At 72.2% G+C, this 21,555-nt stretch carries 23 protein-coding genes and 1 pseudogene; 9 read left to right on the top strand and 15 right to left on the bottom strand.

The window, feature by feature from the left end; all coding sequences use genetic code 11:
* Window positions 1-13: 13 nt before the first annotated feature.
* Window positions 14-1,030 (top strand): amidohydrolase family protein, encoded by a 1,017-nt coding sequence (locus tag AMR74_RS05395; protein WP_053771047.1) that lies wholly within the window; start codon window positions 14-16, stop codon window positions 1,028-1,030.
* A 9-nt stretch (window positions 1,031-1,039) separates the two neighbouring features.
* Here AMR74_RS05395 and AMR74_RS05400 read toward each other — a convergent pair whose 3' ends face one another.
* Window positions 1,040-1,519 (bottom strand): Lrp/AsnC family transcriptional regulator, encoded by a 480-nt coding sequence (locus AMR74_RS05400; RefSeq protein ID WP_053771048.1) that lies wholly within the window; start codon window positions 1,517-1,519, stop codon window positions 1,040-1,042.
* 109 nt (window positions 1,520-1,628) lie between these two features.
* Between AMR74_RS05400 and AMR74_RS05405 the strand changes: the two genes are divergently transcribed.
* The 5 genes from AMR74_RS05405 (at window position 1,629) to AMR74_RS05425 (ending at window position 3,642) form a co-directional block, all read left to right on the top strand.
* Window positions 1,629-2,027: an acyl-CoA thioesterase gene (locus AMR74_RS05405; protein WP_053771049.1), complete on the top strand. Its 399-nt coding sequence runs from the start codon at window positions 1,629-1,631 to the stop codon at window positions 2,025-2,027.
* A 79-nt stretch (window positions 2,028-2,106) separates the two neighbouring features.
* Entirely contained in the window at window positions 2,107-2,346 is a 240-nt protein-coding gene (locus AMR74_RS05410; RefSeq protein WP_053771050.1) for a glutaredoxin family protein, read from the top strand.
* On the top strand, window positions 2,343-2,876 hold the full coding sequence (locus AMR74_RS05415; RefSeq protein ID WP_053771051.1) for a cob(I)yrinic acid a,c-diamide adenosyltransferase: 534 nt from the start codon (window positions 2,343-2,345) through the stop codon (window positions 2,874-2,876). The genes AMR74_RS05410 and AMR74_RS05415 overlap by 4 nt, the downstream gene beginning before the upstream one ends.
* A 47-nt stretch (window positions 2,877-2,923) precedes the next feature.
* The gene (locus tag AMR74_RS05420; RefSeq protein WP_053771052.1) at window positions 2,924-3,250 is read left to right on the top strand and encodes a cupin domain-containing protein; all 327 of its coding nucleotides are present in this window, start codon (window positions 2,924-2,926) and stop codon (window positions 3,248-3,250) included.
* A complete protein-coding gene (locus AMR74_RS05425; protein ID WP_053771053.1) occupies window positions 3,250-3,642 on the top strand; it encodes a rhodanese-like domain-containing protein in 393 nt (130 codons plus the stop codon). The genes AMR74_RS05420 and AMR74_RS05425 overlap by 1 nt, the downstream gene beginning before the upstream one ends.
* A 30-nt stretch (window positions 3,643-3,672) precedes the next feature.
* Here AMR74_RS05425 and AMR74_RS05430 read toward each other — a convergent pair whose 3' ends face one another.
* The 5 genes and pseudogenes from AMR74_RS05430 to AMR74_RS05450 all read right to left on the bottom strand — a co-directional run bounded on the left by AMR74_RS05430 (window position 3,673) and on the right by AMR74_RS05450 (window position 8,537).
* Entirely contained in the window at window positions 3,673-4,581 is a 909-nt protein-coding gene (locus AMR74_RS05430; RefSeq protein WP_053771054.1) for a Vms1/Ankzf1 family peptidyl-tRNA hydrolase, read from the bottom strand.
* Window positions 4,582-5,002: 421 nt separating this feature from the next.
* On the bottom strand, window positions 5,003-5,347 hold the full coding sequence (locus AMR74_RS05435; RefSeq protein ID WP_053771055.1) for a DUF5802 family protein: 345 nt from the start codon (window positions 5,345-5,347) through the stop codon (window positions 5,003-5,005).
* A gap of 82 nt (window positions 5,348-5,429) precedes the next feature.
* A complete protein-coding gene (locus AMR74_RS05440; protein ID WP_053771056.1) occupies window positions 5,430-6,218 on the bottom strand; it encodes a MarR family transcriptional regulator in 789 nt (262 codons plus the stop codon).
* Between the two features lie 104 nt (window positions 6,219-6,322).
* A pseudogene (locus AMR74_RS05445) lies at window positions 6,323-7,267 on the bottom strand (NADP-dependent phosphogluconate dehydrogenase); the annotation flags it as partial.
* Window positions 7,268-7,310: 43 nt separating this feature from the next.
* Window positions 7,311-8,537, bottom strand: a complete 1,227-nt coding sequence (locus AMR74_RS05450; RefSeq protein ID WP_053771058.1) for a threonine synthase — start codon at window positions 8,535-8,537, stop codon at window positions 7,311-7,313.
* A 195-nt stretch (window positions 8,538-8,732) separates the two neighbouring features.
* Between AMR74_RS05450 and AMR74_RS05455 the strand changes: the two genes are divergently transcribed.
* A complete protein-coding gene (locus AMR74_RS05455) occupies window positions 8,733-9,614 on the top strand; it encodes a helix-turn-helix domain-containing protein (RefSeq protein ID WP_053771059.1) in 882 nt (293 codons plus the stop codon).
* A gap of 30 nt (window positions 9,615-9,644) precedes the next feature.
* Here AMR74_RS05455 and gcvPB read toward each other — a convergent pair whose 3' ends face one another.
* From gcvPB to fen, 4 genes are all read right to left on the bottom strand, one after another.
* Window positions 9,645-11,075, bottom strand: a complete 1,431-nt coding sequence (gcvPB, locus tag AMR74_RS05460; RefSeq protein WP_053771060.1) for an aminomethyl-transferring glycine dehydrogenase subunit GcvPB — start codon at window positions 11,073-11,075, stop codon at window positions 9,645-9,647.
* Window positions 11,075-12,403: an aminomethyl-transferring glycine dehydrogenase subunit GcvPA gene (gcvPA, locus tag AMR74_RS05465; protein WP_053771061.1), complete on the bottom strand. Its 1,329-nt coding sequence runs from the start codon at window positions 12,401-12,403 to the stop codon at window positions 11,075-11,077. Before gcvPA ends, gcvPB begins: the two co-directional genes overlap by 1 nt.
* 171 nt (window positions 12,404-12,574) lie before the next feature.
* Complete coding sequence (gene gcvH / locus AMR74_RS05470; protein ID WP_053771062.1) at window positions 12,575-12,958, bottom strand: glycine cleavage system protein GcvH; 384 nt, start codon at window positions 12,956-12,958, stop codon at window positions 12,575-12,577.
* A 223-nt stretch (window positions 12,959-13,181) separates the two neighbouring features.
* Window positions 13,182-14,159, bottom strand: a complete 978-nt coding sequence (gene fen, locus AMR74_RS05475; RefSeq protein ID WP_053771063.1) for a flap endonuclease-1 — start codon at window positions 14,157-14,159, stop codon at window positions 13,182-13,184.
* 200 nt (window positions 14,160-14,359) lie between these two features.
* Here fen and fer point away from each other — a divergent pair, with 200 nt between their 5' ends.
* Entirely contained in the window at window positions 14,360-15,016 is a 657-nt protein-coding gene (fer, locus tag AMR74_RS05480; RefSeq protein WP_053771064.1) for a ferredoxin Fer, read from the top strand.
* A gap of 81 nt (window positions 15,017-15,097) precedes the next feature.
* Here fer and AMR74_RS05485 read toward each other — a convergent pair whose 3' ends face one another.
* From AMR74_RS05485 to AMR74_RS05495, 3 genes are all read right to left on the bottom strand, one after another.
* A complete protein-coding gene (locus AMR74_RS05485) occupies window positions 15,098-15,679 on the bottom strand; it encodes a DoxX family protein (protein WP_053771065.1) in 582 nt (193 codons plus the stop codon).
* Window positions 15,680-15,842: 163 nt separating this feature from the next.
* Window positions 15,843-18,035, bottom strand: a complete 2,193-nt coding sequence (locus AMR74_RS05490) for an OB-fold nucleic acid binding domain-containing protein (protein WP_053771066.1) — start codon at window positions 18,033-18,035, stop codon at window positions 15,843-15,845.
* A gap of 74 nt (window positions 18,036-18,109) precedes the next feature.
* Entirely contained in the window at window positions 18,110-18,721 is a 612-nt protein-coding gene (locus tag AMR74_RS05495) for a YIP1 family protein (protein ID WP_077152253.1), read from the bottom strand.
* A gap of 163 nt (window positions 18,722-18,884) precedes the next feature.
* Between AMR74_RS05495 and AMR74_RS05500 the strand changes: the two genes are divergently transcribed.
* Window positions 18,885-19,352 carry a type IV pilin gene (locus AMR74_RS05500; protein WP_053771068.1) on the top strand — a complete coding sequence of 156 codons (468 nt, stop codon included), beginning with the start codon at window positions 18,885-18,887 and terminating at the stop codon, window positions 19,350-19,352.
* Between the two features lie 45 nt (window positions 19,353-19,397).
* Here the strand turns inward: AMR74_RS05500 and AMR74_RS05505 are convergent, their stop codons facing one another.
* Together AMR74_RS05505 and AMR74_RS05510 are read right to left on the bottom strand one after the other, a co-directional pair.
* Window positions 19,398-20,531: a Gfo/Idh/MocA family protein gene (locus AMR74_RS05505; protein WP_053771069.1), complete on the bottom strand. Its 1,134-nt coding sequence runs from the start codon at window positions 20,529-20,531 to the stop codon at window positions 19,398-19,400.
* 25 nt (window positions 20,532-20,556) lie between these two features.
* Window positions 20,557-21,528: a sugar phosphate isomerase/epimerase family protein gene (locus AMR74_RS05510; RefSeq protein WP_053771070.1), complete on the bottom strand. Its 972-nt coding sequence runs from the start codon at window positions 21,526-21,528 to the stop codon at window positions 20,557-20,559.
* Between the last annotated feature and the right edge of the window lie 27 nt (window positions 21,529-21,555).

A 21,555-nucleotide genomic window follows, 5' to 3' on the forward strand; every position in this document is an offset into this window, starting at 1 on the left:
CCGGAGGGGCGGTATGGAAGAACTCTCGGGGACCGTCCTCGCCGGCGAGTCGTTCGAGCCGGTGCGGGGGCGGGTCGTCGTCGAGGACGGGCGGATTGCGGCGGTCGAGGAGACGGCCACGGAGTCGACTGACGTCGTGCTGCCGGCGTTCGTCAACGCGCACACCCACCTCGGGGACTCCGTCGCGAAGGAGGCGGCCGTCGGCCTCTCGCTCCACGAGGCCGTGGCGCCGCCGGACAGCCTGAAACACCGCCGGCTGGCGGCCGCCGACCGCGACGAACTGGTGTCGGCGATGCGCCGCACTCTCCGATACATGCGCCGGACGGGCACCGTCTCCGCGCTGGACTTCCGCGAGTCGGGTCTTCCGGGCGCGCGCGCACTCCGCGAGGCGGCCGAAGACACGGGCGTCGACCCGTTCGTCTTCGGCAGCGGCGACCCGGCGGTGCTCGACGTGGCCGACGGCTACGGCGCCTCCGGCGCTAACGACGACGACTTCGCCGCCGAGCGCGCCGCCTGCGAGGAGCGCGGCGTCCCCTTCGCGATCCACGCCGGTGAGCCCGACGCGACCGACATCCACCCGGCGCTCGACCTGGACCCGGACCTGCTCGTCCACATGGTTCACGCCGAAGAGGAGCACCTCGAACGGGTCGCGGACCAGTCCGTTCCGGTCGCGGTCTGCCCGCGCGCGAACGCGGTCCTCGGCGTCGGGACGGCGCCGATGCGCGACCTGGTGGACCACGCGACCGTCGCGCTCGGCACGGACAACGTCATGCTGAACCAGCCGTCGATGTTCCGCGAGATGGCGACCGCCGCGAAGCGGTTCGACGTCACCGACCGGGAGGTGCTGCGGATGGCCACCGCCGCCGGCGCCGAGATCGCCGGGCTCGACTGCGGCGTCGTCGAGCCCGGGCGGCGGGCGGCGCTGCTCGTCCTCGACGGCGACTCGGACAACATGTCCGGGACGGCCGACCCGGTCAGCGCGGTCGTTCGGCGCGCCACCGGGCTGGACGTGAAGCGGGTCGTCGGCTGACCGCCCCGGTCAGTCGCCCTCGTGCCGCTCCGCGTCGAACCGCCCGAAGGGGGTGGTCTCGTGGGTCCGCACGAGCACCTCGTCGGCGACCGTGACGCCCATGTCGAGGAGCGCCTGCGCCACGGGCGTGATGTCGCTGTCCGACTCGCCGACCACCGTCACGAGCAGGTTCTGCTCGCCCGTCACGAGCTCCTGGACCGACACCACGCCGTCGATCTCCAGGATGTCGGGGATGAGCTCGCCGCGCTCCGGGATCGACGCGGTGCAGTAGAGCAGCATCCGGAGCGGGTACCCCGACCGCTGGTAGTCGACGCTGGCGCTGTACCCCTTGATCACGCCCTCCGACTCGAGCCGCTGGATGCGCTTGCGGACGGTGCTGTCCGAGGTGCCGGTCCGCTCCGCGATGTCCCCGGACGACGTGTTCCGGGCGTCGGCCTGGAGCGCGTAGAGGATCGCCCTGTCGACGTCGTCGATCGCGCCGTTGTCCATACCCCGTCGATAGGCGCGTGTCGCTTTATACGTTGGCGCGCGGCGTCCGGCGGCGCCTCGCTCGCGCCGATCCCGACGCCTACATACGGACTCCGCCAGTGGGTCGGGTATGGCGCCCTACACCGTGGACATCGACGTGCGGTTCCGCGACATCGACGCGCTGGGTCACGTCAACAACGCCGTCTACGCGACGTACGTAGAGCAGGCGCGGACGCGATTCTTCCGCGACGTGCTCGACATCGACATCTCGCAGTCGTCGACCGTGCTGGCGTCGCTGTCGATCGACTTCCGTCGCCCGATCGAGTTACCGGACGAAACCGTGACGGTCACCGTCGAACTGGCCGACTTGGGGCGGTCGAGCGCGACGATGACCCACGAGATCCGCGTCGGCGACGCGGTCGCCGCGGAGGCCGAGGCGACGGTCGTCGCGCTGGACCCGGAGACCGGAGAGCCGGCGCCGATCCCTGAGGAGCACCGGGCCGAGATGGAGTCGTACCACGACCTCTGAGGGGCTCGGGGGACCGGGTCCCGCCGGCCGGTCCGCGCCGGACGCACACCTTCTTGACGCCGCGGACGGATCGATCGGTATGAGCGTTCGACTGTACGCCCTCGACGGGTGTCCCTGGTGCGAGACGGCGGCCGACGCCTTGGAGGAGGCGGGCGTCGACTACGAGACGGAGTGGGTGGAGGCGCTCCACTCGCGGCGGAACGAGGTCAAGCGCGTGAGCGGCCAGCGCGGCGTCCCGGTCCTCGTCGACGAGGAGCGCGGCGTGACGATGGCCGAGAGCGCGAACATCGTCGAGTACGTCGAGAGGACCCTCGCATGAGCATCTACACCGGCCGCGGCGACGAGGGCGAGACCGACCTCCGGGACATGAGCCGGGTGTCGAAGTCGAGCCACCGCATCGAGGCGTACGGCTCCGTCGACGAGGCGAACGCCCTCCTCGGGACGGTCCGACCGACGGGCCACGACGACGTCGACGACCTGCTGGAGACGATACAGAACCACCTCCACATCGTCCAGGCGGACCTCGCGAACCCCGACCCCGACCCGGACGACCCGCAGGTGGAAAGCGATCACACCGCGGAGCTCGAGGACCGCATCGACGCGTTCGACGAGGAGCTGGAGCCGCTCCAGTCGTTCATCCTCCCGGGCGGCGGCGAGGCCGGGGCGGCGCTTCACCACGCGCGCGCCGTCGTGCGACGGGCCGAGCGCCGCGTCGTCGACCTCGCGCGCTCGGAGCCAATAAACGAGGCCGTCGTCACCTACCTCAACCGGCTCTCCGACCTCCTCTTCACCCTCGGGCGGGCGGTCAACGCGCGCGACGGCGAGCCCGAGGAGTCGCCCACGTACTGAGTCGCCCCGAGCGCGCGATTTTTCCCCGTTCCCCGCGAGGTGGTGGTATGACGCTCGACAGCTACGCGGCGGCGGTCGACGGGCTCGACCCGGACCCCGGCGAGGTCGAGACGGCGGAGCTACTGGTGACCGACGACGTGCTCGTGAAGGCGTTCGTCCTCGGCCCCAACGCGGCGGTCGACCCGCATGAACACGCCGACGCCACGAACGTGTTCCACGTGCTGGAGGGGGAGCCAACCGTGGTCCGCGACGGCGAGGAGGCGGCGCTCGCGGCGCCCGCGGTGGTGCCGAACGAGCGGGGCGCGGTCCACGGCGCCCGCAACGACACCGACGAGCGAGTCGTGCTCACGGCCAGCATCGCACCCCTCCCCTGATGGACGGCGAAATCGATCCCGAGGCGCTGTCGGCGCTGCTGGACGAGGGCGACGGCTCCCCCGACGAGTCGCTGCGTATCGTCGACATCCGCGATCGGCGCGCGTTCGACCGCGGCCACCTCCCCGACAGCGAGTGTATCCCCTTCCCGGAGCTGACGAGCCGGGTCGCGGAGCTGGAGGGCGCGGACCGGATCGTCACCGTCTGTCCCCACGGCGTCGCCAGCCAGCAGGCGGCCCAGCTCATCGGGACCTACGAGGGCACGCAGGACGCGCGCGTCGAGAGCCTCCGCGGCGGCATCGAGGGGTGGCAGGAAGCGGTCGGCGAGCTGATCGAGTCGCCGGCGCCCGAGGGGGACGACGGCGCCGACGAAGGCCCAACGTCTCCCTTCTGACGCGGCCCGACCGCCCCGGGACCGGGCTTCTCAGACCGCGCGAACCCGAACCCGCCAGAAGTCGCGGAACGCGTCGTCGAGCGCCGCCTCCGGCTTCCCGGTGGCGTCGGAGACGTCGGTGACGTCGGCGCGGTCGCGCACCCGCCCGAGGACGCTGCGCTCGCCGACGGCGATCACGCGGTCGAGGTCGTTCGCGTCGGCGACCTCGGAGAGCGCCTCGGTCGCCCGGTCGAGGTGGTCGTCTATCTGTCCCTCGCGGCGGCGCTCGAAGCGCCCCTGCGAGAACCCACCCTTCGAGTGGGCCTCCTTCACGTCGCTGGCGAACCCCTCGAAGGCGACCCGATCGGCGCCCTCGTAGGTGCCCACGGCGAAGGTGTCCGAGCGGACCAGCGCGAACGCGAACCGGCCGGTCGGGCGGAACCACGACTCGTCGAGCCGGAAGCGGTCGCTCCACCGGTCGAACGGGTCGGGCGCTATCGGCGGGGTCAGGGCGACGCTCACCGCGCCGGTGTCGTCGGCGAGGACCACGGCCGGAGCCGCGCGCCGGACGAGCGCCGCGCGCTCGCCGAACCAGTCCGCGACGGTCGCCGGGACGGAGTCGGCGTCGGGGACGAACGCGGTCAACAGCCCCTCGGGGTCGTCGCTCTCGACGGCGCGGAAGCGGTCGAGCGCGTCGGTCAGCTTCGGTCCGCGCAGGTCGCTCACGCGCCGGAACTCGACGGACGCCTCGGTCCCCTCCGCGCGCTCCAGCCGCTCCTCTAGCGACTCGATCCGGTGTTCGAGCTCGTTGACGCGCTCCTCGGCGCGCTGGCGGTCGGCGACGGCGTCGGACCGGCGCTCCTCTTCGGCCTCCGCGCGCCGTTCGAGGTGTCGCTTCTCCTCCTCTAACTCCTCGATGCGCTCCTTCAGCTCGGCGCGCCCGAGCAGCCTGTCGATCATACCGAATCGGCGACCCCCTGCGACCTAAAAGGTGTGTCTGCGGCGGCACCTATTCGTAACCGAACGACGCTGTGGCGCGTGCCTGCGAGCGGCCGCCCTCGGCGGCCGCGAGTCGCACGCGCGAGGGAGTCGCTGGCGGCGCCAGCCGCCAGCGACGAGGCTGGGGAGGTGTGAGGCGCGGTTGCGGTGCCGTGCGGGGCGGGACTCAAAGGGGCAGCCGGGAGGCGGTGTTCACGGCCGAGCTGCTGACGCTTATTTATAAGCGAGCGGTTGGAAATTTGGCGGTGTTCGCCGCTCTACCGTCAGCAGTCACTCATAGCTGAGCGGCCGAGGACTCGAGAACGTTCTCCACCCCTCTCTGACCGGCTAGTTATGAACAGCAGCTACGATCGACGGGAAATCCGGAGTCACTTCTCGCGTATCACGCGTTCACGAACGGCTCCCAGCCCTCCCAGCGCAGCAGCTTCTCGGCGCGGTCCGCGTCCGCCAACAGCACGTTCCGGCGGTCCGGGAGCGTCTCGTCGGCGAGCTCCCGGGGAATCGCGAGCGTCCCGCTCGGCACGTCGTCGTCGCCGGCGACCGGAATGTGGCCGCCGCCGACCTTCATGACGAGCGGGGCGTCGAGTCGCTCGACCCCCTCGCCGTCCGCGTACAGCTGCTCGTTGACGTGCTCGTGGTCCGCCCGCTGGATGACGGCGCGCTCGCCGCCGTGGGGTTCCACGTACAGTTCCCCCAGGTAGTAGCCGCTCGAGAATCGCTCGAACATACTATGCGTGCTACTCTCTGCCATGACGGGATATAAGCGTTTCCCGCGACTCGCGCGCGCTGAGATTCGGCGGTGGCGTCCGCTACGGAGCGAGCACGTCGCCGTCGTTCGCTCGGTAGTACGCGGCCAACGGCGTGCCGCGCCCGCCCTCGGCCTCGAACAGGTCGGCGAGCCACGCCACGGCGTCCGGGTCGTCGTTCGCGGCGTACCCGAGGAAGTTGTCCCTATCGCCGTGGATCGCGAGGTACGCCGTCGTCCGCCCCTCGACGGTGCTCAGGTACCACGCGAACGGGAGGTCGGTGACGACGCTCACCTCCACCCCGGCCTCGACGATGGAGCGCGCCCGCTCCGGGCTCTCCGCGGCCAGGTACTCCGCGACCGACTCCGTCAGGACGTACGACAGCTCCAGCGACTCCTCGACGACGGTGCGGCGGTACAGCGTCGAAACGAACCGCTCGTCGTTGGCGGCGATCGATGCCCCCCGGAGCCGGTCGGCCGCCTCGACGACGCGCTGAAGCCGGGACAGCACCGTCGCCGGCGGCGTCCCGGCTATCGTCACCACCTCGGCGTCCGCGAAGAACCGGTGGTTCCGCGGCGACGACGGGAGCTCGTTGAGGACGCCGTTCGCGGTCTCGACGGCCTCCGCGACCGCGACCGCCTCGTCGACGGTGTCCAGGAGGATCCGGCCGGCGTACGTCGCCTCGTAGCCGTCCGCGCCGCGCTCGACGAGCCCGTCCGCTTCGAGGGCCCGGACCGCGCGGTTGACCGTCGACCTGGAGTGCTCGAACGCGTCGACGAGGTCCCGGATCCGCGCGGGGCCGTCTGCGAGGCGGACGAGGTACTGCCGACGACTGAAGGCGAGGTCGAGCACGAGTGAATTGTCGGACAGCCATCAGTAATACGTGTCGTTCGAGGAAGAGGTCTCGCCGCGTGCGGGCACCGGCGCGCGGCGCGGCGCCGCGCGCGCCGGGACGGCTACGAGTCGTCGCGCCGCGCGACCTCGTGGCGGCCGAACCCGTACCGGAGGCGGTTCGCGAGCCGCCGGGAGAACCGCCCCTCGTTCCGCGAGTCGAACCGCTCCGCGAGCGCCTGGTAGATGATCGGGACGGGCACCTCCTGTTCGAGCGCCTCCTCGACCGTCCACGTCCCCGTCGAGCCGCCGGCCACGTGGTCCGCCACGTCGCCGAGGTCGGAGCCCTCCTCGCGGAACGCCTCCTCGCAGAGCTCCAGCAGCCACGAGCGGATCACGGCGCCGTTGTTCCAGGTGCGGGCCACCGACTCCATATCGAGGTCGTAGCGCCCGTCGGTGAGCAGTTCGAACCCCTCGCCGTACGCCTGCATCAGCGCGTACTCGACGCCGTTGTGGACCATCTTCACGTAGTGGCCCGAGCCGGACTCGCCCATGCGGTCGTGGCCGCCCGGGCCGGTGGCCACCGCGTCGAAGACCGGGACCATCGCCTCGTAGGCCCACTCCGGGCCGCCGACCATCAGGGAGAACCCGGCTTCCGCGCTCGCGGGACCGCCGGAGGTCCCGCAGTCGAGGTATGCGGCGTCCGTCGCCTCGGCGCGGCGGACCGACGCCTCGAAGTGGGAGTTCCCGCCGTCGACGACGACGTCGTCGCCGTCGAGGTGGGGCTCTACGTCCGCCAGGGTGGCGTCGACGGCGTCGCCCGCGGGCACCATCAGCCAGATCCGCTTGCCGTCGGCCTCGCCCGACCCGTCCAGCCGCTCGCAGAGGTCCGCGACCGAGTCGGCCGGCTCCGCGCCGTTCGCCGCCGCCTCGGCGGTCGCCTCCGCCGAGAGGTCGAACGCGACCACGTCGTGGCCCGCCTCCAGCGACCGGTTCGCGACGATCTGCCCCATCCGACCGAGTCCGATGACCCCGAGTTCCATGCGCGAGGGGTGGCGACCGCCCGCCGTAGTGGTTCCGGTTCGGCTCCTCGCCCGCCTGCCCGCCGCGGCGCTATTCGCCCGCCTCGGCCTCGCGCTCCCCGAGGTGCGCGCGGAGCGCGTCCACGTCCTTGTTGCCCGCGCCGGTGTTCAGCAGGACGACGGTGTCGTCGGGGCCGAACTCGCCGGACTCGGCGAGCGCGAACGCCCCGGAGACCGCGGCCGCGCAGGTGGCGCCGACCTCCAGCCCCTCGCTCCGCGCGACCTCGATCGCGGCGTCGAGGATCTCGCGGTCGGTCGTCGCCACCGCCCCGCCGTCGGACTCGCGGACCGCGTCGAGGATCAGGTGGCTCGCGCCCGGGTCGGGGATCGCGATCCCGTTACAGGCCGTGTCGACCTCGTCGTCCGCGAGCGGCTCGTGGCGGTCCGCCCCCGACTCGTAGGCGCGGACGATCGGGGCACAGCCCGCGGCCTGCGCGGCGTACATCGGTACCAGCCCGTCGGTCCAGCCGAGGTCGCGCGCCTCGCGGGCCGCCTTGTGCATCCCCACCAGCCCGACGCCGCCGCCGGTCGGGTAGACGACTGCGTCGGGCGCCTCCCAGTCGAGCTGGGCCAACAGCTCCAGCGCCATCGTCTTCTTCCCCTCGTGGCGGTACGGCGTGACGAACGTCTTCGTCGAGTACCACTCGGGGTGCTCGTCCATCGCCTCGGCGTACGCCCGCCCCGCGTCGCCGATCTGCGAGTTGCCGTCGACGGGGTCGGTGACGGTGAGGTCCGCGCCGTGGACCTCCGTCATCGCCTTCTGGGTGAACCCCGCCCGGGAGGGGAGGAACACGTGCGCGTCGAGGTCCGCGCGGGCCGCGTACGCGGCGGCCGCCTGCCCCGCGTTGCCGGCGCTGTTCAGCGCGACCTCCGCCGCGCCGTGCTCGCGGGCCGCCGTCATCGCGGCCGCCTGCCCGCGGTCCTTGAACGTCCCCGTGGGGTTCGCGCCCTCGTCTTTCAGGAGGACGCGGCCGACCCCCATCGCGTCCGCCAGCGCCGGGCACTCGACGAGCGGCGTGGCGCCCTCGCCGAGCGACACCGCCGCCTCGGCCGGGAACGGGAGCAGTTCGTCGTAGCGCCACATCGACCCGTCCGGTCGGGCGTCGAGCGCCTCCGGCGTCAGGTCGATCCGGTCGTAGTCGTACTCGGGGTCGAGGATACCGTCGCAGTCGGGACAGCGGTGCGTCGCCGTCTCCGCGTCGAACGTCTCGCCGCAGTCGACGCAGGTCAGGCCGATGAACGCGTCTGTCGTCTTCATGCGCTGCGGCTCGCGTGCCGGGGACTTCGGTGCTGTGGTCGCGGCGCGATCCGAGGCATTCGGCGTCGCAGTCGCGGGTACTTATGCTCGAAACGAATGAAGGGGTACGCCGAGGGGGACCGTAGCCGTACCTCCACGGGAGATGCTCGCTCCAGCGACCGCGTTCGATCCGCCGCGGGAAGCGAGGTGGAACCGATGAGCCGAACGGAACTGCGGTTGGGCCTCCCGACCGGATCGTGGCTCGGGGACGTGTCCCGACGCGTCCCCGCGGCGACGCTCCGGGTCGCGGAGACGATCGCGGTCGACGGCTCGGCGGCGACCGACGACGACGGCCTGACGGCGACCGACGACGACGGCCTGACGGCGACCGAGGCGGACCTGACGGCGGCCGCGACCGTCCGCGTCGGCGGCACCGACAGGGACCGCGTCGAGGCCGCGCTCCGCGAGCACGACCGGGTCGACCGCGCGACGGCGGTCGAGCGCCGAGGGGACGTTCGCACGCTCCGGGTCGTCGGCCGCGCGCCCGCGTACCTCCCCGCGGCGCGGGCGGTCGGCCTCCCGATAGCGGCGGCGGTCGAGGTCGTCGACGGCCGCGCGGCGGTGAGCGTCGTCGGCGACCGCGACCGGGTCGAGGCGTTCGGTCGACGGCTCGCGGCCGACGGCGTGACGGTCGGCGTCGCCGCCACCGGGAGCGACGAGCCGGAGCGCACGCTCACGGAGGCGCAGCGCGAGTTGGTCTTCGAGGCGGTCAAGAGCGGCTACTACGACACTCCCCGGCGGTGTACCCTCACCGAGCTGGCGGCGGCGAACGACATCGCGAAGTCGACCTGTAGCGAGACGCTCCACCGCGCGGAGGGGCGGGTGATGCGTCGGTTCGTCGACGGCGGAGGGCCGTTCTCGGCGTCGGAGGCCGGAGACGTCGACGACGGGGGCGGCGAGAACGTTCCCACCGAGACGGCCGCGCTCGACGGCGAGGAGTCCGACGCGGCCGAGCGCGCCGGCGACGAACTCGACGGCGAGGAGTTCGACGCGGCCGAGCGCGAGGAGCCGGTTCGGTCCGCGGCGACCGAGCCGTGAGCCCCGCGGTCGCCGCGTCGGTCGCGGCGACTACTCCCCGTCGAGCGCCTGCCACGACAGCCGCGGGTTCCGCGCGGCGCCGACCTGGTCGATCCGGCTCGCGGCGGTCCGGCTCGGCGCCGCGTCGAGCGCCTCGTCGGTGTCGGCGTACGCGAGGTTGAACGCCTCCGCGAGGTCGTCGAGGGAGGACTCCCCCTCTATCTCGGTCGGCTCGGTCAGCATCGCCTCCGGCACCATCTCCGGCCACTTCGTCGTCGGCGGGTGGACGCCGAAGTCGAGCATGCGCTTGGCCACGTCGGCGGCGTCGCGGTCTCCCGCCGTCGCCGCGAACTCGTGGTGGAACGGGCCGAAGGGCACGTCGAGGTCGATCCGCTCGGCGAGGTAGTTGGCGTTGAGGACGGCCTTCGCGGCCGCGTCCGCCAGCCCCTCGTCGCCGAGGCGCGCGATGTACGCGTACGCCTTGATCGCCACGAGCCAGTTCCCGGCGAAGCCGTGGACCTTCCCGATCGTGTGCTCGGGCTGGAACCGCTCGTACCCCTTCCCGCCGTTCGTCTCGCGCACCCGCGGGGCCGGGAGGAACGGCGCCAGCTCGTCGACGACGCCGACCGGCCCGGCGCCCGGACCGCCGCCGCCGTGGGGGGTCGCGAACGTCTTGTGGACGTTGTAGTGCATCACGTCGAACCCCATGTCGCCGGGGCGGCCCCGCCCGAGCAGCGCGTTGAGGTTCGCGCCGTCGTAGTAGAGCAGCCCGCCGGCGTCGTGGACGATGTCGGCTATCTCCGCGATGTCGCGCTCGAAGAGCCCGACGGTGTTCGGGTTCGTCAGCATGAGCGCGGCGGTGTCCTCGCCGACCGCCGCCTCCAGCGCCTCCAGGTCGACGCGGCCGTCGTCGCCGGAGGGCAGCTCGACCACGTCGTAGCCCGCGGTCGCGGCCGTCGCGAAGTTCGTCCCGTGGGCGGACGCCGGGATCACGACCTCGGAGCGGTCGTTGCCGTGGTGCTCGTGGTACGCCTTCGCGACGAGGATGCCCGTGAGCTCGCCCGCGGCGCCCGCTGGGGGCTGGAGCGTCACGGCGTCCATTCCGCCGATCTCGGCGAGGGCCTCCTGGAGCCGGTACTGGAGCTCCAAGTTCCCCTGCGCGGAGCGCGCGGAGCGGTCGGGGTGGATCGCCGCGTTCGGGTCGGCCGCCACGTCCTCCGTGAACTTGGGGTTGTACTTCATCGTACAGCTCCCGAGCGGGTACGGCCCCGCGTCGATCGCCCAGTTCATCTGCGAGAGCCGGGTGTAGTGGCGCGCCGTCTCCGGCTCCGAGGGGTTCGGCAGCGTCAGCTCCTCGCGGGTGAGGTCGTCGGGGAGCGGGGAGTCCTCGCGCACGTCGACCGTCTCCTGGCCCTTCTCCGAGAGCAGCGGCTCGCGGACGCCCTCCCCCTCTCGCTCGTAGTTCGCCTGGTCGTGGATCATCAGAGCACCTCCTCGAAGGCCGCGACGAGCCCGTCCGTCCGCCCGGCGTTCAGGTCGGTGACGCACACCTGAAGCAGGTGGTCGCCGATCGCGTGGACCGCGAACCCCTCGGTCTCTAAGTCCTCGGCCACGGCCGGCGCCGGCTGGTCGACGCGCACCGCGAACTCCCGGAAGTGGTGGCGGTCGTGGACCGGCGCCGCGGCCCCGGAGAGGCCGTCGATCCGGTCCGCGAGGTCGGCGGCCTCGCGCACGCAGTCGTTCGCGAGGTCGACGAGCCCGTCGGGCCCGAGCGTCGCCGCGTGGATCGCCGCGCGGAGCGCGACCCACGCCTGGTTCGTACAGATGTTCGAGGTGGCCCGCTCCTTGCGGATGTGCTGTTCGCGGGTCTGGAGCGTCAGGGTGTACGCGCGGTCGCCGTCGGCGTCCTCGCTCGCGCCGACGAGCCGGCCGGGGACCTGCCGCAGGAAGTCGTCGCTACACGCGAAGATCCCCAGCCCCATGCCGTAGGCGGTCGGCAGCCCGAGCGACCCCGCCTCACCGACGACGACGTCGGCGCCGACCGCGGCCGGCGACTCGAGGACCGACAGCGCGACCACGTCCGAACCGAGGACGAACAGCGCGTCCGTCTCGTCGGCGAGGTCGCCGATCGCCGCGAGCCGCTCCTCGATACAGCCACGGACGGTCGGGCTCTCGGCGTACAGCATCGCCACGTCGTCGCCCGCGCGGTCCGCGAGGGCGTCGACGTCGGCGGTCCCGTCGGCCATCGGGTACGTCTCGACGGTCAGGTCGGCGCCGTCGCAGTAGTTCTCCAGCACCGCCCGCTTCCCGTCGCGGAGCTGTTCGGGGACGAGGACGGTGTCGCCGGAGGTCGACCGGACGCGGTCCGCGAGCGTCGCGGCCTCGCCGAGCGCGGTCGCGGCGTCGTACATCGAGCAGTTCGCGACGTCGAGGCCGGTCAGCTCGACCAGCATCGACTGGTACTCGAAGAGCGCCTGGAGGAACCCCTGGGACACCTCCGGCTGGTACTGGGTGTAGCTCGTGAGGAACTCGGCGCGGTCCGCGAGGTGGTCGACGACGCTCGGGACGTAGTGGCCGTAGTGTCCCCGGCCGAGGAACTCGGTCAGGTCGTCGTTCCGAGCGAACATCCGCGCGCACTCGTCGCGGATCTCGCGTTCCGTCCGGGGTTCGATGCCGAACTCGCCGTCGAAGCCGACGGCGTCGGGAATGTCGAACAGGGCCTCCTCGTCGTCGACGCCGATCTCGGCCAGCATCGCCGCGGTCTCTTCGTCGGTGTGGGGCGCGTACGGCGTGCCGTTCGCCCGGCTCATCGGTGCGTCTCGCCTCGTCCGCGGCGGTTCGGTCGTCTGTCGGCGGCCCGTCCGGGTTCGACTCGTCGGTTCGGGGGTGAAGTGAGGTCGGAAGGTGGCGTGGTCATATTCGTGTGTCGGATGGGTGTGTCGTCCGGTGTCCGCGGTCCGCGCTCCGGGGTGTCCCCGGCGTCACGCGATCTGGTCGTCGTACTCGTCGGCGTCGAGCAGGCCGTCGGCCTCGCCGTCCGCGGCGGGGGCGACCTCCAGCATCCACCCCTCGCCGTACGGGTCCTCGTTGACGAGTTCCGGGCGGTCGAACAGGGCCTCGTTGACCGCGACGACCTCGCCCGAGACGGGCGCGTACAGGTCGGAGACGGCCTTGATAGACTCGACGACGCCGAACGACTCGCCGGCGGCGACCTCGTCGCCGACGTCGGGGAGTTCGACGAACACCACGTCGCCCAGCTCGTCTTGCGCGAAGTCGGAGACGCCGATACGGACCGCGTCGCCGCCGGTCGTCGCCCACTCGTGCGATTCCAGGTACCGTCTGTCGTCGGGAACGTCGAAGCTCATTGGTCAGGGTCGCCGCGGTCCGCTCGGAGGCCTGGCCGCACGGGCGCCGGGCCGTCGGCGCCGTCGCCGGGGGCGACCCGTCGGTCGGCTGCGGGCGGCGTCCGCGATCGGATGGCGGTCCGCGACACGTGTGGATCACCCTTCCGGCGACGAGGAAATAAAAGGTGTGTTCGCGGCGGTCGAGCCGGGGATCGCCGGCCCGAGCCCGCGTCGCGCCGCCCCGTCAGGTCCAGCGGTCGAGCCCGGTCTGGACCTGCGACTCCGCGATGCGCTCGAACCCCCGCTCGACCTCGTCCGCGGCGACGCCCCACTCGTCGACGACGTACTCGCGGGCGGCCTCGACGTCCGGGTTCACGTCGGCGTCGACCGCGACGTCCTCGGCAGGGGGGTCCATGAACAGCTCTCGGACCGCCTCGGCGTTCTGGATCTCGGCGCCGCGCGCCTCCAGGACGCCCCACAGGTCGCCGTGTTCGCGGATCGACTCCACCGCCGTCTTCGGTCCGATCCCGCGGACCCCCTCGTTGAAATCGGTGCCGCAGAGCATCGCGGCGTCGACGAGCTCTTGGCGGTCCAGTCCGAGGTCGTCGAGCGTCGCCGCCAGGTCCATCAGCTCCGGGTCGCCCTTGCTCGTCAGCTGGCGGAGCGTCGTCGGCGCGCCGAACAGGAGGGTGTCGTAGTCCTCGCTGCCGGCGTGGTCGACGGTCCCGGTCGCGGCCATGTGCGCGCACTGCGCTTCCCCCTCCGCGGGCGCCTCGACGACCGGCACGTCGAGCAGTTCGAGCAGCTCGCGGGTCGTCTCCTGGATCGCGTCGGTGAGCCGCTGGGTGCGGGCCTCCAGGCGCGCCGCCTCCACGGCGTCGCCGCGCTCCGCGGCGGCGGCCCTGCGCTCCTCGGCCGCCTCGCGCTTCTCGCGCCGCTCGGCAACCTCGTCCGCCTTCAGGTCCGTGACGGCGCCGTCGAACACCATCACCGGGATCAGGTCGTGCTCGAAGAACTTCGGGAGCCCCTGGACGACCCCGATGAGGTTCGCGACCTCGACGCCGTCGGCCGTCGTGTACTTCTCGTCGCTCGTCCACTTGACCGTGGTCGTGAGGTAGCGGTACAGCCAGTTGTGCGCGTCGACGGCGACGACGCTCCCCTCGATGTCCGCGAAGGGGACGTCGCGGATCGACGCGAGGTCGCGCAGGTCGGCGTTTCCCATCGTCGGTCAGTGGGGCGCGCCGCTATTAAACGCCCTCCGGTCCCGGTCCCGCGCCGCCCGGTCCGTCTCCGCTGCCGTCCGGTCCGCCTCCGCTGCCGCCCGGTCCGCCTCCGCTGCCGTCCGGTCCGCCTTCCACCGGAACTCGCCTGCCGACTTCTGGGCAGTTTATGTGCGTCACGCGCGTACGGGCCCCTGACTGAATGGTCTCCCCGTTCGAGGTGTTGGAGGTCGACGAGGACGCCGACGACGACGCGATCGAACGGGCCTACCGCGAGCGCGTCAAGCGGGCGCACCCGGACCAGGGCGGGTCGCTCGACGAGTTCCAGCTCGTGCGTCGCGCCTACCGAGAGCTGTCCGAGCGCGACGGGGACGGCGATGAGGGCGACGACCGGGCCGACCCGGCGGACGTGGACCTCACGAAGGGAGCCGACGCGCGCGAGCCCGCCTCGACCCGCGTCGAGTTCCTCGACTACGAGGCCGTCGTCGACTACGGCTGGTCGCTTGACGACGACGAGCTGTTCCGGAAGGCCGGCCACGCCGACCTCGCCCCCGACGCCCACGGTCGGCTGCTGGTCCACCCCGACGAGAGCCTGCTGGAGGCGGCCGAGCGGAGCGGCTTCGCGTGGCCCTTCTCCTGTCGCGGCGGCGCCTGCGCGAACTGCGCGGTGTACCTCGCGGAGGGCGAGCTCTCGCAGCCGACCGACCACATCATGCCCGACGACCTCGCCGAGCGCGGCTTCCGGCTCTCCTGTAACGGCTACCCGCTGACCGACGAGCTGTCGGTCGTGTTCAACGTGAAGCAGCGGCCGGAGCTCGACGACCTCATCCTCCCGCCCGGTCCGTTCACGCGCCGCTGAGCGCCTGCGGCGCGCCGCAAAAATCTCCGTGGTTGCCCCCGGAACGCCGAACGCCGGCGACCGCGGGCGACGCCCTCTCCCTCACCCCAGCAGGTACCGGAGCGCCGGCGTGTTTCGAACCAACTCCGTCTCCTCTAACGCCCGGTCGATCCCGACGATCCGGCCCGCGCCCCACGCGCCGAGGCCGAACAGGAGCAGCAGGTACACGAGCGAACTGTCGACGAAGTAGCCGTGCGCGACCGGGAACCCGTCCACGAGTCCGCCCTGCCACGCGGCGGTCCAGAACATCGACATCTGGATCGCGCCCATCAGCGCGGCGAACCGGAAGAAGACGCCGAACAGCAGCGCCAGCCCGATCAGGATCTGTCCGAACACGACCATCGGGTCGACGATAGCCGCGTAGTCCGCGAAGAAGAGGAACAGCCCCTGGAGCGGGTTGGCGTCGGCGACGGCGTTCTGGAGGAACCCGACCGAGCTCCACGCGAGCGGGTCGGCGAGGCCGCCCTCGAACAGCTTCGACAGCCCCGCCTGGAGGAACACCCACGCCATCACGACCCGGAGTCCGAGCATCGAGTACGCCAGCCAGGTCTCCGAGTAGTTGAAGTCCACGTTGCGGCCGAGCAGGTCTGCGCGAAGCGTCCGTTCCGACGGTTGTGTTGCCATTGTGTAACACCTCACGTGAGGAAGTTTCATACACCAGCAATAATCTACCGGCGGAGCCGATGCTCGTCGGTTCTACGCGAAGCGTAATTCAAAACCGCCGAACATATTCGCCTCGGGCTGACGGCCGAGAGCGGGGACGCCCGGACCGAACCGGCCCGGCGGCTCAGAACGACTCGGCGACGGCGGCGACGACGGCGTCCTCGACCGCGTCGCGCTCGCCGGAGAGGAACTCGATTTTGCCCTCGCGGACGCCGGCAGTCGCGATGTCGGCGTTCGGCGCGAGCTCGGCCGCGCGCTCGGCCACGTCGCGGACGGAGACGTCCGCGGTCGTGCGCACGTACAGCTCGTCGGTGCCGACGCCGACCGTCGCGAACGGTTCGCCGTCTACGCGCCGCCGGTGGAGGTCGTCGAGCAGGAGCGGCGTCGGCGGGAAGTCGTAGCGGTGGGTGTAGCCGTCGGTGTCGAGCAGCGCGAACTCGACGCCGTCGACCGCCTCGGTCACGACGTTCGCGTCCGCGGTCTGGATCTCGGTCTCAAGCTTCTCGCGGAACTGCTCGGAGACGTGCGCCGCGAGGTCGCCGCCGTCCGAGAACAGGAGGTCGGCGATGAGCTCCCGCTTGTCCTGGTACGACTGGTAGTACGCCTCCAGCGCGACGGCCTCGCGGAGCTCCGCGACGCGCTCGGCGTCGTAGCCCGCGTCGCGGGCGAGGTCGACGTAGCGGTCGGGGGCGTCCGCCCAGTAGCTCACGGCGGGCAGGTGCCGCAGGTCCTCGCGGACCTCGCCGTTGATCGCCGACGCCAGCGACGCGACGAGCGCGCCCGTCGAGAGCGTCTCGTCGCCGCCCACGTCGGACAGCTCCGGCGAGACGAGCGTGTCGACCGCGTCCCGGGTCTCCGGGTCCGCGACCGCGGCGTCGACGACGACCGCGTCGACCCCGTACACCGACAGCAGGTCGATGCCGTCGGCGGACTCGGTCGTCGAGCCCGCGCCGACGAGCAGGAACAGGGGGAGCTTCTCGTCGTGGCGGTCGCGGTCCTGGAGCATCCGCGTCGCGTCGTTGGTGGCCGCGTCCATCCCGTACACCGGCTCGTCGAGCGGGCGACGGGTGAAGTAGTGGTACTCGGCGTCGCTCTTCGCGTGCTCGTCGCGGATCAGCGGGAGCACGGCGCGCTCGACCGCGGCGCCCGCGACGTAGCCGTCGGCGGTGGCCGGGTGGCGGACGACGATCGGCCGCGATTCGAGGACCGCCCGGCGGACCGCCTCGGCCGCGTCGAGGAGGCCGTCGGCGAGTTCGGCGACCGTCTCGTCGCCGGCCAGCGGCTGGAGCCCCTCCGGCCGCGCCTCGTCCGTGAGCGCCTCGGCCAGGCGGCGGCGGACCGCCTCGGCCGCCTCGCCGTCGAGGAGGACGAGCGCCTCGGACTCGACCTGGATGTCGCCGCGGTGGCTCTCGACTTCCCCGTCGACCCGCACCGCGTCGCCGACCTCGACGTCCGGGTGCGCCCGGACGCCCGGCTCGACGAACGCCGCCACGTCGACGGCGCCGGTCTCGTCGCTTACCTCGAACACCGTCGGGCCGCCGGTCTGACGGACGCCGACGACCTCGCCCTCGATCCGGACCACGTCGCCGACGGCGTCCCCCAGCGTCTCGATCGACACGCGCTCCGGTTCCCCGTCGCCCTCGGCCTCCGGCGTCTCCTCGTCGCCGGTGGTCGCGACGTCGTCGGTCTCGGGCTCTGCGGATTCCGTCTCGCCCCCGGCGGGTTCCGTGTCAACCCCTGTCTCGTCGTCGGACTCCGCGGCCTCGTCCGACTCCGTCGCCTCGTCTTCGGGCGCCGCCGTCTCGGTGCCCGTGTCGGCCTCGGCGGGCTCTGCGTCGGCCTCGGCGGACTCCTCGACCGGCTCGTCGTCGCTCTCGTCGGTCGGCTCCGCGGTCTCGGCGGACTCCTCGGTCGTCGGCTCGTCGTCCGGGTCCTCGTCGGGGAGGTGTTCCCCGGAGGACTCCTGGACGAGGACGCCGCGGAACTCGCGGTCGGCCTGCCGGATCGACCAGGCGAGGTCGACGTTGCCGTTGTCGCGGACGCCCTTCACCTGGACGAACACGTCGTCGCCCGGCTCCCAGCTGAGGCTGTCGAGCCGGCGGTCGAGTTCGGAGCGGTGGAGCAGCCCGGTGACGCCCGGCGCGAGGTCGACGAACACGCCGAACTCGGCGTACCCGTCGACGACCCCCCGGTAGAACCGGCTCGGAACCAGGTCTTCGGGGGAGTCGCCGCGGAAATCGAACACGACGTCTTCCTGGTGCGAGTCGCAGACGCGACCGCCCCCGACGTCGGTGCCACAGATGATACAGGATCCCATTTGAGTACACCGAGAGTCTCGGGCCTAAAACGGTTGTCGAAAGCCCGCTGGCGGCGGCGCGAGCGCCCGGCGCGTCACGCGCCGAGCAGCGTTCGCGCGGCGGCCACGGCGCGGTAGCCGACCCCGTAGCCGAGCGCGGCCGGCGGCACCGCGGCGACGGCCGTCCGGAGCGGTCCCAGCCCGTGGACTTCGCGGAAGCCGACGAACAGAAGCACCGCCGCGTACGCGCCGCAGGCGACCCTGAGCTCCGGGATCGCCGGACCGGCCAGCGCCATCGGCGAGCTCGCGTACGCCACGGCCTGAACCGTCTCGCTCACGCCCCCGCGGTCCCGCAGGGAGAAATGTCCGTCGGCGATCTCGACGCTCGCGACGACGACGGCGACGGTCGCCGCCGCCGCGGTCAGGTGGAGGCCGACGGGCGCCGCCAGCGCGACCACGACGAGGAAGACCACGGCCTGCGAGAGCAGGGGCGAGGAGGGGACGACGACGGGCATCGCGGCGGGGTCCGACGCGATCCACCCGAGCGTGAACGCCGCGGCGACCGCCACCGCGAACGTCAGCGCGGGCGCCTGGTCGCCGGGCGTGATCCCGTTCGCGAACGCCCGCCGCGGCCGGACGAGCACCTCGGCCCACGTGCGCGCTATCCCCCGCGGGCCGCGAGGCCGACCGCCCGACGAACCGCTCATCCGAGAGGTCACGACGGCAGTTCGACCGCGCGGAATAACCCGTTTCCGGTTCGGTCCCGTCCGCGGAGTCGACCCGTGCGTTCGGGGAGGTCGCCTCCAGACTTATCAGCGCTGATACGCGGCGCGCAAACCCTTATAACGGCCCCCGCTGACTGTCGCTCGAATGGCCGCGTTCAGCAACGACGAGCGAGGGTTCACCCCGCTGGCGGGGACGGGGCTGCTGGTCGGGGTCGTCGTGCTGCTGCTCGCTCTCGTCGGCGCGGCGGTGTTCGGGCTCATCGACGGCGTCGCCCCGCCGGACGCCGAGTTCGAGGGGCAACAGCAGAACGGCTCCCTCGTCGTCGTCGCGCTCGGCCCCGAGCCGGTGCCGGCCGAGGAGCTGTACGTCCGCGGCGAGGACCCGGACGGCAACGTCCAGTTCGGCGCGTGGCCCGGCGACGGGATCGTCAGACCGGGCGATCAGGTCGTCGTGCCCAACGCGACCGGCAACGAGAACTTCGAGGTCGTCTGGGAGCCCGTGGCGTTCGACACCCGCGAGACGCTCGGCAGCTACAACGGCGAGGACTCCGCGATAGAGGAGTGGAGCGAGGAGAACGGGGGCGCCGCCGCGGGCGGCGCCGTGGGCGTCTGAGGCCGGTCGGCGTTCGACCCCCGGGCGACGCCCGCCCGCGACCGCTCACGCGACCGCGACCCGCTCGCCGCGCTCGTCGGCGCGCTGGATCGCCGCGAGGACTTTCTGGACCTCGTAGCCGTCCTCGAACGACGGCTCGAACGACCGCCCCTCGGCGACCGCAGAGAGGAACTCGTAGCTCTCGTGGACGAACGTGTGCTCCCACCCGATCACGTGTCCGGGGGGCCACCAGCGGTCGACGTACGGGTCCGACTCCTCGGTGACCAACACCGTCTCGTAGCCGCGGTTCCCCTCGCGGAGGACCTCAAGTTCGTTGAGTCGCTCCAAGGAGAACTTCAGACTCCCCTCCGTCCCGTGGACCGCGACCGTGTGGTCGTTCTTGTGGCCCGCGGCGACGCGGCTCGCCTCGAAGGTCCCGGTCGCGCCCGACTCGTAGCGGACCTGCGCGCCGTACGCGTCGTCGACGGTCACGTCGCGGTACTCGGTCACCTCGCCGTCCTCGTCGTAGACCGGGCGCTCGTCGACGAACGTCGTGAGCCGCCCCGACACGCGCTCGATCTCGCCGACGCGGCCGCCGACGAGGAAGTCCGCGAGGTCGATGGTGTGCGCCCCGAGGTCGCCGAGCGCGCCCGACCCCGCCATCTCGGCGTCCATCCGCCACGCCCACGGCGCCTCGGGGTCGACGAGCCAGTCCTGGAGGTACCGCCCGCGGACCTGTCGGATCTCGCCGAGCTCGCCGTCCTCGATCAGCCCCTTCGCGTGCCGGATCGCGGGGACGAACCGGTAGTTGAATGCGGTCCCCGCGGTGACCCCCGTCGCCGCGGCGGCGTCGCGCATCGCCGCCGCCTCCTCGACCGTCGGCGCGAGCGGCTTCTCGCAGAGGACCGGGACCCCGGCTTCGAGGGCCGCGATCGACGGCTCCGCGTGGACGTGGTTCGGCCCGAGGTTGTAGAGGACGTCCACCTCGTCGATCACCGCCTCCCAGTCGGTCGCGGTGTTCGCGAAGCCGAACCGCCCCGCCGCCTCGGCCAGCGCTTCCTCGTCGCGCCCGACGAGCGCGTGCCGCTCGACTTCGGGCGCCTCCGGGAAGAACATCGGGAGCCGCGCCAGCGCGTTCGCGTGCGCCTTGCCCATGAATCGATACCCCAGTACGCCGATCCGCAGTGGTTCGTCGGTCATTGTCGTGGATTCCTCGGTCGCCGCCTCACTCCGCCCAGTACGCCTCGCCGGGTTCCGTCTCGAAGACCGCGCGGTCGAGCACGTCGACCGCCTTCTCTAACCCCTCGCGCGCCGAGGTGAGCGAGTCCTCGTGTTCGATCGACAGCGCGCCCTCGTAGCCGACGATCCGGAGCGTCGAGACCACGTCCTTCCAGTGCTCCTCGCCGTGCCCGTAGCCGATCGAGCGAAACAGCCACGAGCGGTCGGCCTCCTCGGCGTAGCCCGTCGTGTCGAGGACGCCCTTCACGCGCGAGTTGGCCTCGTACACCCGCGTGTCCTTCGCGTGGACGTGGTGGATCGCGTCGCGCTCGCCTAGGAACCGGATCGCCTCCGTCACGTCGATCCCCTGCCAGTAGAGGTGCGAGGGGTCGAAGTTGGCGCCGATCCGCTCGTTGGTGGCCTCGCGCAGCGCGACCATTCCGGTCGGCTCGTACACCAGCATGTTCGGGTGCATCTCGACCGCCACGTCGACGCCGTGATGCGCGGCGTGTTTCGCCAGGTCGCGCCAGTACGGGACCGCCACCTCGTCCCACTGGTAGTCGAGCGCGTCGGCGTGCTCGGTCGGCCACGGCGCGGTCACCCAGTTCGGCGTCGAGTCGCCTGGCGCGCCCGCGGGGAGCCCGGAGAAGCAGGTCACCGTTTCGACGCCGAGCAGGTCGGCCAGCTCGATCGCCTCGCGCAGTTCGCGGTCGGCCGCCGCGGCCCGCTCCTCGTCGGGGTGGAGCGGGTTGTTGTGCGTCGCCAGCGCGGAGATCCGGAGCCCGTGCCCGTCGAGCAGGCCGCGCAGCTCGTCGCGCGCCTCCCCGTCGCCGAGGAGCCGCTCGCGGTCCGCGTGGTCCTCGCCGGGCCAGCCGCCGACGCCGAGTTCGACGGCGTCGACGCCGAGGCCGTCGAGGTACGCGGCCGCGTCTTCGATCGGTTCGCCGCCGAGGGGGACGGTCAGCACGCCGATGTCCATGCGCGGGCCTACACCGACGCCCCCGAT

The organism is Halorubrum tropicale, from assembly GCF_001280455.1.
In the GTDB taxonomy this organism is placed as follows: domain Archaea; phylum Halobacteriota; class Halobacteria; order Halobacteriales; family Haloferacaceae; genus Halorubrum; species Halorubrum tropicale.